This window comes from Olleya sp. Hel_I_94 (assembly GCF_007827365.1).
Classification (GTDB): domain Bacteria; phylum Bacteroidota; class Bacteroidia; order Flavobacteriales; family Flavobacteriaceae; genus Olleya.
In genome coordinates this window covers 1,970,114-1,983,282 of the sequence record NZ_VISI01000002.1, presented here as the reverse complement: position 1 = coordinate 1,983,282, position 13,169 = coordinate 1,970,114, and the positions used below count along the sequence as shown (strand labels likewise).

Here is a 13,169-nt window from a genome sequence, read left to right as displayed (position 1 = left end):
ACCATTACAATGAAAAAAATACAACTATTTATATTCGCGATATTACTAAGCAGTGCCAATGGGTTTGCTCAAAGTGATGCGACCAAAAGTGCTGACAAACATTTTGATAAGTTAGAGTTTGTTGAAGCAGCTAAAGCCTATACCAAATTAGTAGAAAAAGGAGAAGCAGACGCATACGTGTACCAACGATTAGCCGAAGCAAACTACAATACATTTAATACCGTAGAAGCAGAAAAATGGTATGCTAAGGCATTAGAAACAAAAGCAGATCCAGAAATGCTTTATAAGTATTCTGAGATGTTAAAAGCAAATGGTAAATATGATGCTTCAAACGCACAAATGAAAAAATTTGCTTCGCTTTACAGCACAGACGACAGAGCTAAAGCATACACTGCTAATCCAAATTACTTAGAAGACATCTTAAACTCTGAAGCAAAATTTACTGCAGAAAATTTAGATTTTAATACAGCAGCTTCAGACTTTGGAGGGACTTTAAAAGATGGAACCCTTTATATTACCTCTGCAAGAAATGACTCTAGACGTAATTATGGATGGAATGACCAACCGTTTTTAGACATCTATGAAATAGCACAAGCAGAGGACGGAAGTTATGCTGAACCAAATTTGCTTAACGGAAAGATAAACACTAAATATCATGAAGGTGTGGTATCATTCTCACCAGACGGTAACACGATGTATTTTTCTAGAGAAAGCTTTTTTGAGAATATGTACGAAAAGCTAGAAACAGGGAACACAAAAATTAGTGTTATTCAGTTATTTAAAGCGACAAAATCTGGAGACAAATGGGATAAAGTACAACCGTTAAATATTAACACTAATACGTACTCTGTAAAAAACCCATCAGTAAGCAAAGACGGAACAACATTATACTTTGCATCTGATATGCCAGGAGGATTTGGTATGTACGACATCTACAAAGCAACTATTGAAGCTGATGGTATGGTTGGAACACCAGAAAACCTAGGAAACAAGATTAATACCTCAGGACAAGAAATGTTTCCATACGCAGGATCAAGCGACTATTTATTTTTCTCTTCAAATGGACACTTAGGTTTAGGTAACTTAGATGTATTTTATACTGAATATTCTAATGCAGGAAAAGTAAAAAATATGGGAGCACCAATAAATAGTAAAGCAGACGATTTTGCTTTTAATATTGATGCAGATAAAAAAGGTTACGTGTCTTCAAACCGTGAAGGTGGAAAAGGAAGTGATGACATTTATGCTATTAATGAAATTAAAGCCTTATGTGATGTAGACCTAATTGTAACTGTAGAAAATGCAGAAACTGGAGAAAAACTAGCTAATGCTACAGTAGTACTACATGATGCTAAAGGATCAGTATTAGGGACACAAACAACCAATGCACAAGGTGTAGCAACATTTAATACAGACTGTGACTTAGATACTAGCTTAAAAGTAACTAAAGCAGAGTTTGAAGATAACGCAGTAACTGTTAATACAAAACGAGAGGACCGTCTTGCTGTTACAGTTGACCTAACACCAATCAAGAAAATTATTGTTGCAGACAAAGTGGTGTTAGACCCAATTTACTTTGAGTTTGACAAATCTAACATTACACCACAAGGAGCATTAGAGTTAGACAAACTAGTCTTAGTGATGAATAAATACCCAGAAATGGTAATCTATGCAACATCACATACAGATAGTAGAGGTCCTGCAGGTTATAACATGAGCTTATCTGATAGAAGAGCTAAATCTACAGTAGCTTACATCATATCTAAAGGTATTGATGCAAGCAGAATATCTGGAGATGGTAAGGGAGAATCAGAGCTATTATATGACTGTGGATCTAGTTGTACAGAAGAGCAACATCAATTTAACAGACGTTCTGAGTTTACAATCGTAAGCGGTGGACCTAAACAATAAACACTAGTTTAACAACCAATTAAAAACCAAAAAAAGCCACATCTATAAAAGATGTGGCTTTTTTAATTTATAGCTGTTTTGAAGTCTTTTTAGCTTTGTAAACTATTAAGATTTGTTATTGTAAATAGTATTATTAAGTATGCGAAGATTGGCCTACTAATTTTATTATACACTTTGGTGCAAAAAAAAAGCCTAGCTATAAAATAGTAGGCTTTTTTATTATTTAATTTGATTACCATCTTTGTCAACAAAATGATATTCAAGGTATGTGTAAGCATCTCTTGGTTGTATTTTAACCCATTTTTTGTGTTCAAAAAACCATTTTGAACGAATTGATGGAAAACCTTTTGTTAAAAAGGCTGCTATAAAAGGATGTGTGTTTAAAGTCACCTTCTTATAGTCTTTTTTAAATATTTGTTCTATGTCGTGAGTTATTTTAGGCACAATATTAATTGGTGCTTCGACTTCTTCTCCATTAAAACTGTTAGGATTTTCCTCTCTTGTTTTAATATTCATTTCTGGTCTTACTCTTTGACGTGTAATTTGAATCAATCCAAACTTACTAGGAGGTAATATTTTGTGTTTGGCACGATCATCTTTCATTTCGTCACGAAGATGATTGTAAAGTTTTTTTCTATGTTCAGCAGTATTTAGGTCAATAAAATCTATCACAATAATTCCACCCATATCACGTAATCTTAATTGTCGTGCTACTTCTGATGCAGATATTAAGTTTACTTCAAGTGCTGTGTCTTCTTGAGAGTTTGATTTATTTGATCTATTACCACTATTTACATCAATGACGTGAAGCGCTTCAGTATGCTCGATGACAAGGTATGCACCTTTAGCCATAGAGACCGTCTTACCAAAAGCAGTTTTTATTTGTCTTTCTATTCCAAATTTTTCAAAAATAGGAATATTAGACTGATGTAATTTGACTATTGATTCTTTTTTGGGTGCGTATTGTTGCACGTAATCTTTAACTTGTGCATGTAATGCTTCATCATCTACATGAATCCCTGTAAAAGTGTCGTTAAATATATCTCTTAAAATAGAAGAGGCTTTATTTAACTCACCTAATACTTTGGTAGGATGATTTGCTTTATGCAATTTTTTACACATTGCTGTCCAACGACTAAGCAAATTTTGTAAATCTTTATCTAGTTCGGCTACTTTTTTGCCTTCTGCTACTGTTCGTACAATAACTCCAAAACCAGGAGGAGTTATACTCCTTACCAAGCGTTTTAAGCGCTCTTTTTCTTCTTTACTCTCTATCTTTTGCGAAATAGAAATTCGATCGGAAAATGGCACTAAAACAATATATCTACCAGCTATGGACAGCTCTGAGCTAATCCTTGGGCCTTTAGTAGATATTGGTTCTTTAACTATTTGTACTAAAATAGACTGATTTGATTTTAAGACGTCAGTAATCTTTCCGTCTTTATCAATATCTTTTTCAAATGGGTAATCCTTTAAAGAAAAATCTTTTAGTTTACCTGTGCTTACACTTTTTGTGAATTTTAAAAGAGATGACATTTTTGGTCCTAAATCATGATAATGCAAAAATGCATCTTTTTCATAACCAACATTGACAAATGCTGCATTTAGTCCTGGAACAGCTTTTCTTATTTTGGCGATAAACACATCACCAACCGCAAAGTTGTTCCCATCTTCCTCTTTATGTAATTCAACTAATTTTCCATCTTTTAATAAGGCAAAATCAACAGCTTCTGGACTAGATCTAATAATTAATTCTTTATCCATTTAAGGTTAATTTTTATCCATACAACTAAGTATAGATGGATTATACAATATATCATACCTTTTTTTTAAACAAAAAAAGGTATGATAATCACAGGATTTTTTAAATCCGTTTGAGTTTAAAAATACGCAAGGTTTTACATATTTGTAATAAACTCTATTTTCAAAGAACGATAATTTTAATAAACCAAAAAAGTAGTTATATAAACTACTTTTTGGTACTATTTCTTCTTCTTGTGACGATTAGCGCGTCTACGTTTTTTACGCTTATGCGTTGCAACCTTGTGTCTTTTACGTTTCTTACCACTTGGCATAGGGTTAATGTTTTTAAATTAATAATTCGTTTATAATATTTTTTACTTTACGTCTACGTTAGTTTTTACACCCTCTACAAATACTTTTGCAGGTTTAAACGCTGGTATGTTGTGAGCAGGAATCTTGATAGTCGTATTTTTTGAAATATTTCTTCCTGTTTTTTCTGCTCTTGTTTTAATGATAAAGCTACCAAATCCTCTAAGGTAAACATTATCACCTCCTTCTAAAGATGTCTTAACTTCTTCCATAAAAGTCTCTACAGTTGCCTGAACATCTCCTTTTTCTATTCCTAATTTTTCAGAAATCTTTGTTACTAAATCAGCTTTAGTCATTTTCTTTTCTTGTTTGCGTTATTAATTTTTCTAAGGGTTGGCAAATATAGGCATTTAATATTCAATATTTCAAACCTAATTCATTAAAATTTAATGCGATAAACTTTACTTTTGCTTTTCTTACTTTTTTCTAATAAATGAACTTTGCAAAACAATTAATTAATTGGTACACAGATAATAAACGAGATTTGCCTTGGCGTAACACTACAAACCCTTATTATATTTGGCTTTCCGAAATTATTTTACAACAAACACAAGTCATTCAAGGCTTGCCATATTACACCGCTTTTACTACCAATTTCCCTACTGTTTTTGACTTAGCTAAGGCTGAGGAACAAGAGGTGTTAAAATTATGGCAAGGATTGGGTTATTACTCTAGAGCACGAAATTTGCACGCCTCAGCTAAATACATAGTAGATGAGCGTGATGGACATTTTCCGGATACTTTTGATGACATTATTAAACTAAAAGGAGTAGGTGATTATACAGCAAGTGCAATTGCTTCTATTAGTTTTAATGAAGTTACTGCAGTTGTTGACGGTAATGTTTACAGAGCGTTGTCTAGGATTTATGGTATTTACACTCCTATTAATACAGGTAAAGGTTTTAAAGAGTTTAAGATGTTAGCACAACAATTAATTGATGTTAAGCAACCTGCTACTTTTAATCAAGCCATAATGGAGTTTGGTGCAAGATTGTGTAAGCCTAAAAATCCAGATTGTAATAATTGTCCTTTTAACAACACATGTGTTGCTTTAGAAAAAGCTGTAATTACTGATTTACCTGTAAAAATTAAAAGTGCTAAGGTTTCCAAAAAGTATTTTAACTTTATTGTAATTCTTTCTAAGGATGGTAAAACGGTTTTACAACAGCGACTAGGTAGTGGGATTTGGCAAAATTTATATCAATTTCCTTTAATAGAAACTGATAAAGATGCGTCTTTTGATAGTATTGAGGAGCAAATTAAATTGATAGCACCATTAAAAGAACAATTTTTAGAATTGTCTTTATATAACGAAGAAGCAATAGTACATAAATTATCCCATCAGCATTTATACACTAAATTTTGGATTGTATCGTTAGATAGTAAACTTCCAGAAGGTATTGCTTTTGGTAAAATAAAGGATTTTCCAGTGCCAATATTGATAGGTAATTTTATTGAAAAATTTAATTTTTAAATCATTACTGTCAACGCCTCAATATTTTTTATTAAATTTATTTACATTGAAGCTTAAAGCTGTAATTTTGTATTAGAAAAAAACACTACTTATGTCAGGAACATTAAATAAAGTTATGCTAATTGGGCATTTAGGAGATGAAGTTAAAATGCACTACTTTGAAGGAGGTGGTTGTGTTGGACGTTTTCCTTTAGCAACCAACGAGACTTATGTTAGCAAGCAAACTAACGAGCGTGTTACTAATACGGATTGGCATAATATAGTAGTGCGCAATAAAGCTGCTGAAATTTGTGAAAAATATTTAACAAAAGGTGATAAGGTTTATGTTGAAGGACGCATAAAAACTAGAAAATGGCAAGACGAATCTGGAAATGATCGTTATAGTACAGAGATACAAGTGTCTGACTTTACATTTTTAAGTACAAAGCGTGATCCTGAGGCAGCTCCTACAACACCAGCTGTACAACAGCAACAAGCACCAAAAACTGATATTCCAAAACAAACGTCTTCAGCCTCTAGCGAAGACGATCTACCGTTTTAATAAGTGATTATGGATCCTGAACCCTCGAGTTTTTTAGCATTAGTAATTTCTGATAATATCAATATTGTACTTGGTTTTGTACTTTTAGTTGTATTATTAATATGTTCTGCTATGATTTCAGGAGCAGAAGTGGCATTGTTTTCATTAACAAAATCTGATCTTGAAGACGAAGCATTACAAGGTAAAAAACAAATACAGATAATTTCTAAACTACTAGTTAGGCCTAAAAAACTATTAGCAACCATTTTAGTAGCCAATAATTTTATAAATATTGGTATTGTAATACTATTTGCCTTTTTAGGTAACTATTTGTTTGCAGGTATAAACTCTGCTTTAGTTAAATTTATAGTGGAAGTAGTAGTCATTACCTTTTTAATATTACTTTTTGGTGAAATTTTACCTAAGATTTATGCTAGTCGCAACAATTTAAAATTTGCGACATTTATGGCCTATCCATTAGGTGTTCTAGATGTATTATTTTCGCCTTTAAGTTTGCCAATGCGCAGTATAACGCTGACAATTCATAATAGATTAGGAAAACAAAAATCTAATATCAGTGTAGATCAATTGTCTCAAGCATTAGAGCTAACAAGTGAGCATGACACCACTAAAGAAGAACAAAAAATATTACAAGGGATTGTAAGTTTTGGAAATACAGATACCAAACAGGTTATGCAACCACGTATTGATGTCTTTGCTTTAAATGTAGAGCAACCTTATAGCGAGATTATTCCAGAAATTATAGAAAACGGTTATTCTAGAATACCAGTATATAAAGATAGTATGGATAATATCGTTGGCGTATTGTATGTTAAAGATTTATTGCCATATATTGATAAGCAAACATTTGATTGGACAACTTTATTAAGAGCACCATTTTTTGTTCCAGAAAATAAAAAATTGGACGATTTAATGGCAGAATTCCAAGAGAAAAAAGTACATCTTGCTGTAGTTGTTGATGAGTATGGAGGAACATCTGGATTAGTGTCATTAGAAGATATTATTGAAGAGATTGTAGGTGATATTAGTGACGAGTTTGATGACGAAGACTTAGTGTTTTCAAAGCTTGATGATAAAAATTATGCTTTTGAAGGTAAAACTGCGTTAAAAGATTTTTATAAAATTATTAAGTTAGAAAACGATACAATTTTTGAAGATAATAAAGGTGAAGCTGAGACTATTGCTGGTTTTATTTTAGAAAATTCTGGAGGTTTTCCTAAACGAAATAGCAAAATACAGTTTGAAAACTACGTTTTTACAATTGAAGCATTAGATAAAAAACGTATAAAACGTGTCAAGGTTACCTTGCCCTAAATAACAAAATATAAAGGCTAATTATTATTGCCTAAGTAATTATAACATGAGACATTTAATAATCTTCCTTTTAACCTTTGTACTACTAACAAGTTGTGGAAACGACCCAATACCAAAGCCAAAAGGGTATCTAAGGTTAGAGTATCCTCAGGCAGATTATAAAATGTATAATCAAGACTTGCCTTTTGCTTTTGATCGAAACATGCAAAGTGATACCATAATATATAAGCCTTTACAAGATGATGTAAAAAGTTTTGGACTTAATATTGAGTATAAAAAATTAAAAGGAACCATATATCTAACTTATAAAGCAATAGATGGCAAAGAGCGCTTAGTTAAGTATCTTAAAAATGCTCAAAATTTTACTCAAGAACATACTAAAAAAGCAGATGCTATTGAAGAGGTTGTTTGGGAAAACCCTGTGAATAAAGTGTATGGAATGTTTTATGAAGTTGGTGGTAATGCAGCATCACAATCTCAGTTTTATATAACGGATAGTATAAATCATTTTTTAACTGGGTCATTATATTTTTATGCTAAACCTAATTATGACTCGATATTACCTGCTGCTAATTATCTTCAAAAAGATATTAAGCGTATAATGGAAAGTGTCCAATGGAAGTAATTTTGATTATTTAAACACATCTTTAAATCACAAATAGAAAATAAGAACAAAAAAAGCCTTGAATTTTCAAGGCTTTTATATTTAAATAAGGTAATGTTTATTAAGCTTTTTTAGCGTCTGTACAACATGCTTTTTTGCAATCTTTAGCACAAGCTAATTTTTCTGCTTCAGTTTTGTTAGCACATTTTTTCTTGCATTCTGCAGTTTTAGCAGCACAATCTTTACAGTCTTTTTTAGTGCAATCTTCTTTACACTTCATTGTGCATTCTTTTTTTGCAGTAGAAAAAGCATCTACCGTATGCATGTCTTTTACTTTATAGGTGTCAGCAACACTTGTAACAGTAGTTTCTAATGATGCAGGAGTTACTAATGCTTCATCATATTCTACCATTGCTAATTCGCGATCAAAATCTACAATTGCAGATTTTACACCTTCCATTTTAGCCATTTTTTTCTCAATAGTTTTTGCACAACCCATTGCGCAAGTCATACCTTCTATTTTAAATTCAGCTTTAGCTAACTTAGCATTTGGATTAATTTCTGCTTTTTTTGTTACTTCTGTAGTTTCTGTAGCAGAAGGTGATGTCATAACTTCTGGCTCAGCTTCGTTTTTACAACTAAATGTTAATACTGTTATTGCAACTAGTACTAGTATATGTTTAAATGATTTCATTTTAATAAAATTTTGTTATTGTTTAATAGTTACAAAATTACTAAATAATATGCTTTATTGCTTTTTATATTGGATTTTTGTACCGTAAAATTTAGCTATGCAAAATAATAATACTAAAAAATGGGCGTATTTACTTGTTTTGTCTCTTATTTGGGGAACGTCTTTTATTTTAATTAAGAAGGCTTTGTTGGGTTTAAATGCCTATCAATTAGGTGCTTTGCGTACTTTAATTACAGGATTGTTTTTGTTTATGGCAGGTTATAAAAAGATACGTTTAATTAAAAAAACGGATTGGAAATGGATTGCGATTTCGGGCTTTTTAGGGGCTTTTATTCCTGCGTTTTTCTTTGCAATCGCCGAAACCCAAATAGATAGTGCAGTTGTGTCTGTTTTAAATAGTTTGGTGCCATTAAACACTGTTTTAATTGGTGCTGCTGTGTTTAAAATAGCAAGCACTACTAAGCAGGTTGTTGGTGTTATTATTGGCTTTATTGGTACGTCTATATTAATATTAGAAGGTGCAGATTTAAACCCAAATCAAAATTATTGGTTTGCAGGATTTGTAATAGCGTCTACGGTAATGTACGCCATAAATGTTAACATTATTAAGCGCTATTTACAAGACGTTAAACCTTTAGCAATAGCTGTTGGTAATTATGTTGTTATTTTTATACCTGCTTTAGTTGTTTTGATTTTTGCAGACTTTTTTAATGTGGCAAACTTTAGTAATCCTGATTTTACAAATGCAATTGGTTACGTTGTTATTTTATCCTTTTTTGGTACTGCTTTGGCTAAAGTATTGTTTAACACTTTGGTGCAAATGTCTACTCCTGTATTTGCGTCTTCTGTGACTTATATTATGCCAATTGTTGCTTTAGTCTGGGGCTTGATGGATGGAGAAAGTTTTAGTGTAACACAAATTGTTGGGACCTTAATTATTTTAATTGGTGTGTATTTAGCTAATAGAAAAGCAAAAAAAATCCGAAACGTTTAAGCTTCGGATTTTTAAATTATATGTAATGTATATTAGTTAAAATCTGCATCTGTAACACCTTCGTTTACTTTTACATTTTTAATATTCATAGACATTGTTTGTGGTCCAGCTATGATAGTTTGTGCGTAAGGGAATTTTACTCCGTTTACTTCAGAGTAATTACCATACTTAACTGTTGTAGTAACTTCTTGTCCTTGCGCTTTAGTTGTGCTTTCTTCTTGAACTAATAATTTTGATGTAACATCATAATAACGGTAAGAAGCATCGTCACCTTTAGTTACTTTTACTTTATAGCTATCTGCTCCGTCGATATCAACAATACTTACTAATGTTAAATTAGCCATATCGTATTTAGTTTCTGGGAACATTCCAGTTTCAGCTTTTTTGTCTGATACTTCAGTTTCTGTTAAAGGTATTTTTTGTCCTTGTCGTATTTGATATCCAGTAGATCCATTCCATTTAGATGTCATTACTGCCATACCTTGCATAGCAACTTCCATAGACTCTTTATTTTCTTTAGTTTTCTTTATTTCAACGGTCAATGGTGGTGCTCCTTGGATTACAAAATCGCCATCCATTTTTACAGAGTTTACCATGTTAATATTGTTGGTTCCTCCAATAGCTGTAATATAGTTGTCTAATACCGTTTTAGCAGTTACGCCATCAGGAATTGGCTTAGAAAATTCTGGTTTTTCAACTGGATTTGCAAACTTGTCAAAGTACTTAATTGGTACTCCTGTTTTTTCTAATCCAGGGATTACATCACTACCTTTTCCAACTATGATTATACGTGCATTTTCTGGCTTAAAGTATTTGTTAGCCACACGTTGTACATCCTCAATAGTTACTGCATTTATTTTAGATAAATACGTTTTATAAAAGTCAGAAGGTAATTTATTTAGTTTAATGCTTAATGCGTATCTAGCAATTGTCTGAGGGCTTTCTAAAGCTAAAACAAAATCTCCAACATACTTAGCTTTTGCATTAGCTAATGCTTCAGCAGTAACAGGTTCTGATTTTATTCTTTTAATTTCTTTTAAAGTCTCTACAACTGCACTGTCAGTAACAGTGTTTCTTACTTCAGCTCCAGCTGTAAATCTTGAAGCACCAAAACGAGAAGCACCAATACTAGAACGTGCTCCATAAGTCCAACCATTTGCTTCACGTAAATTCATGTTTAAGTAGCTGTTAAAACCACCACCTAAAATTTTATTAGCAATTAATACTGCATGGTAATCAGGATCATTCATTTCTAACGTTACGTTATTAGTTAATGATATGTTTGATTGTACAGCATTTGGCATGTCTACAAAATTGATTTGCGTGCTTGCTAGGTTTGGATTAGGAGTAACTAGATTTGTTGTAAAATCAATTCCTTTATCCCATTTTTTGAAGTATTTTTTAACTTGCTTTTCAACTGTCTTAAAATCTACATCACCAATAATTACTAAGTATGCATTGTTTGGGTTAAAGTATTTTTGATAAAATGCTCTAACATTATCAATTGTAATATTATTTACAGTTTCTTCAGTTATATATTCTCCGTAAGGGTGGTTACTACCATAAGATAATGCGCTACCTACACGACCTGCTACAGCATCTACACTTTTTTCGTTGTTTTTTAAACCTTCTAGAATAAGTGCTTTTTCTTTATCAAATTCTTCTTGAGAAAATAATGGATTCATAGCTGCATCTGCCATTAATTCCATAATACGCTCAGAATATTTAGATAAACCACTAGCATATGCTCCATCAGAACTAAATCCAAGGCTTGCTCCTAAAAAGTCAATCTCTTCATTAAAAACATCTTTAGGGATATTAGTTGTACCGTTTCCTAACATGGCACCTAACATTGCAGATACACCTGCTTTGTCACCTTCTGTAATTGGTTGGTTATCTATAGTTAACGCGTATGATACTCTTGGAAGCTTATGGTTTTCAACAATTAAAACTTTAAGTCCATTTTTTAGTTCAAACTCTCCAGGGACTTCTAAAGTAATGGTTGGAGCAGGACCTGGTTCTGGTTGTTTAGATCTGTCTATTTGGGCTGTTGCCGAAATTGATATAAACAATACCGCTAATAAGGCTGTTATTTTTGTTTTCATATCTATTGAAATTTCTTTTTTATTTTTCGTCTTTACTTGGTAAATATTCTAAAACAACACGTTGGTTAGGATTTAAATATTTTTTAGCAACATTTTGAATCTCTTCTCTAGTAATAGATCTGTAGATTTTAATTTCGTTGTTAATTAAACTAATATCCTTATAAAGCATATAGTAGCGAGCTAATGAGTTTGCTACACCAGAAATGCTTGAATTTGAACTTACAAAATTGTTTTCAAATTGGTTTTGAAGTTTTTGGTAATCTCTTTCAGACATTAATTCAGTTTGTACCTTAACTAATTCTTCATCAATTTCGGCTAATAAACCATCTAAAGTATTATCACCTAAAGGTAAACCGTAGATAATGTATGTACCGTAATCTTCTTGGCTTTGGTTAAAAGCACCAACTTGTACAGCCATTTTTTTGTCATCAACAATTTTTTTATACAATTTAGATGTTTTACCAGAACTTAAATAACTAGATAACATATCTAATACATAAGCATCTCTTTCTGTCATTGCTGGTGTTCTGTAGGCAGCAATAATTGCAGGGATTTGTATGTTGTCGTCGTAAGCTGTTGCTTTAATAGTCTCAGTAATTGGGTCCTCTTTAGGGAAATTTCTAACTATATCTTCTCCTCTTGGGATTGGTCCAAAATAGTCTTTAATCATCTTTTTTGTAGAGGCAATATCTATATCGCCAGCAACAACTAATACAGCGTTATTTGGTACGTAGAATTTTTTGTTAAACGCTTGAAACTCTTCTAAAGAAGCAGCATCTAAATGCTCCATTTTTCCAATAGTTGTTCCTTTATAAGGGTGTTTTTTGAAGATATTAAGTTTAACATTTTCGATAAATTTACCATAAGGAGAATTGTCTACACGTAAACGTTTTTCTTCTTTTACAACTTCATTTTGAGTGTCCACACCAATCTGATTAATAATTGGGTGCATTAAACGCTCAGATTCCATCCATAATCCTAATTCTAGGCTATTAGAAGGGAAAACTTCGTAATAATACGTTCTGTCGTCAGTTGTGTTTGCGTTATTACTTCCTCCTTGAGAAGTTACAATTTTAAACCATTCACCACGATCGATGTTTTCAGTACCTTCAAATAAAAGGTGTTCAAAAAAGTGAGCCATACCTGTACGATCTGGCTGTTCGTCTTTTGCACCAACATGGTACATTACAGAGGTAGTTACTACAGGAGCAGAGTTGTCTTGATGTAAGATAACGTGTAAACCATTGTCTAAATCATACTCTTCGTAGTTAACTTCTTGTGCTGTAGCAGAAAAACCAGCTAAAAGCAAAGCAGCTAATGAGAATAAACTTTTTTTCATGTGTTTGATTATTTAATTTATCAGTTTAAGTATTAGTATACTGTTGTATGTTTTTGTTACAACAGTTTTAACAAAAATAAC

11 protein-coding genes are annotated in these 13,169 nt (G+C 32.0%); 6 read left to right on the top strand and 5 right to left on the bottom strand.

Annotated elements, in window-relative coordinates:
• The first annotated feature begins 9 nt into the window (after positions 1 to 9).
• Positions 10 to 1,911, top strand: coding sequence for an OmpA family protein (locus JM82_RS12160; RefSeq protein WP_145004267.1), 1,902 nt, complete (start codon positions 10 to 12; stop codon positions 1,909 to 1,911).
• A 219-nt stretch (positions 1,912 to 2,130) separates the two neighbouring features.
• Here the strand turns inward: JM82_RS12160 and JM82_RS12155 are convergent, their stop codons facing one another.
• Positions 2,131 to 3,675: an Rne/Rng family ribonuclease gene (locus tag JM82_RS12155; RefSeq protein ID WP_145004263.1), complete on the bottom strand. Its 1,545-nt coding sequence runs from the start codon at positions 3,673 to 3,675 to the stop codon at positions 2,131 to 2,133.
• Positions 3,676 to 4,028: 353 nt separating this feature from the next.
• On the bottom strand, positions 4,029 to 4,319 hold the full coding sequence (locus tag JM82_RS12150) for an HU family DNA-binding protein (RefSeq protein ID WP_028283181.1): 291 nt from the start codon (positions 4,317 to 4,319) through the stop codon (positions 4,029 to 4,031).
• A gap of 137 nt (positions 4,320 to 4,456) precedes the next feature.
• Between JM82_RS12150 and mutY the strand changes: the two genes are divergently transcribed.
• From mutY to gldD, 4 genes are all read left to right on the top strand, one after another.
• Complete coding sequence (gene mutY / locus JM82_RS12145) at positions 4,457 to 5,497, top strand: A/G-specific adenine glycosylase (protein WP_145004260.1); 1,041 nt, start codon at positions 4,457 to 4,459, stop codon at positions 5,495 to 5,497.
• A 91-nt stretch (positions 5,498 to 5,588) separates the two neighbouring features.
• Entirely contained in the window at positions 5,589 to 6,038 is a 450-nt protein-coding gene (locus JM82_RS12140; protein ID WP_145004257.1) for a single-stranded DNA-binding protein, read from the top strand.
• A 9-nt stretch (positions 6,039 to 6,047) separates the two neighbouring features.
• Positions 6,048 to 7,352 carry a gliding motility-associated protein GldE gene (locus tag JM82_RS12135; RefSeq protein WP_145004254.1) on the top strand — a complete coding sequence of 435 codons (1,305 nt, stop codon included), beginning with the start codon at positions 6,048 to 6,050 and terminating at the stop codon, positions 7,350 to 7,352.
• Between the two features lie 46 nt (positions 7,353 to 7,398).
• Positions 7,399 to 7,977: a gliding motility lipoprotein GldD gene (gene gldD, locus JM82_RS12130; protein WP_145004251.1), complete on the top strand. Its 579-nt coding sequence runs from the start codon at positions 7,399 to 7,401 to the stop codon at positions 7,975 to 7,977.
• A gap of 100 nt (positions 7,978 to 8,077) precedes the next feature.
• On the opposite strand, the gene JM82_RS12125 is transcribed toward gldD, so the two are convergent.
• On the bottom strand, positions 8,078 to 8,650 hold the full coding sequence (locus JM82_RS12125) for a cation transporter (protein ID WP_145004249.1): 573 nt from the start codon (positions 8,648 to 8,650) through the stop codon (positions 8,078 to 8,080).
• A 97-nt stretch (positions 8,651 to 8,747) separates the two neighbouring features.
• On the opposite strand from JM82_RS12125, the gene JM82_RS12120 reads away from it, so the two are divergent.
• Positions 8,748 to 9,644, top strand: a complete 897-nt coding sequence (locus JM82_RS12120) for a DMT family transporter (RefSeq protein WP_145004245.1) — start codon at positions 8,748 to 8,750, stop codon at positions 9,642 to 9,644.
• A 32-nt stretch (positions 9,645 to 9,676) separates the two neighbouring features.
• On the opposite strand, the gene JM82_RS12115 is transcribed toward JM82_RS12120, so the two are convergent.
• Together JM82_RS12115 and JM82_RS12110 are read right to left on the bottom strand one after the other, a co-directional pair.
• Entirely contained in the window at positions 9,677 to 11,749 is a 2,073-nt protein-coding gene (locus tag JM82_RS12115) for a M16 family metallopeptidase (protein ID WP_145004242.1), read from the bottom strand.
• Between the two features lie 19 nt (positions 11,750 to 11,768).
• A complete protein-coding gene (locus JM82_RS12110; protein WP_145004240.1) occupies positions 11,769 to 13,088 on the bottom strand; it encodes a M16 family metallopeptidase in 1,320 nt (439 codons plus the stop codon).
• Positions 13,089 to 13,169: the final 81 nt, after the last annotated feature.

Coding starts and splice junctions, on each gene's coding strand:
- gldD (WP_145004251.1), top strand. CDS start 7,399: ATGAGACATTTAATAATCTTCCTTTTAACCTTTGTACTACTAACAAGT.
- JM82_RS12125 (WP_145004249.1), bottom strand. CDS start 8,650: ATGAAATCATTTAAACATATACTAGTACTAGTTGCAATAACAGTATTA.
- JM82_RS12150 (WP_028283181.1), bottom strand. CDS start 4,319: ATGACTAAAGCTGATTTAGTAACAAAGATTTCTGAAAAATTAGGAATA.
- JM82_RS12120 (WP_145004245.1), top strand. CDS start 8,748: ATGCAAAATAATAATACTAAAAAATGGGCGTATTTACTTGTTTTGTCT.
- JM82_RS12160 (WP_145004267.1), top strand. CDS start 10: ATGAAAAAAATACAACTATTTATATTCGCGATATTACTAAGCAGTGCC.
- JM82_RS12110 (WP_145004240.1), bottom strand. CDS start 13,088: ATGAAAAAAAGTTTATTCTCATTAGCTGCTTTGCTTTTAGCTGGTTTT.
- JM82_RS12140 (WP_145004257.1), top strand. CDS start 5,589: ATGTCAGGAACATTAAATAAAGTTATGCTAATTGGGCATTTAGGAGAT.
- JM82_RS12115 (WP_145004242.1), bottom strand. CDS start 11,749: ATGAAAACAAAAATAACAGCCTTATTAGCGGTATTGTTTATATCAATT.
- JM82_RS12135 (WP_145004254.1), top strand. CDS start 6,048: ATGGATCCTGAACCCTCGAGTTTTTTAGCATTAGTAATTTCTGATAAT.
- mutY (WP_145004260.1), top strand. CDS start 4,457: ATGAACTTTGCAAAACAATTAATTAATTGGTACACAGATAATAAACGA.
- JM82_RS12155 (WP_145004263.1), bottom strand. CDS start 3,675: ATGGATAAAGAATTAATTATTAGATCTAGTCCAGAAGCTGTTGATTTT.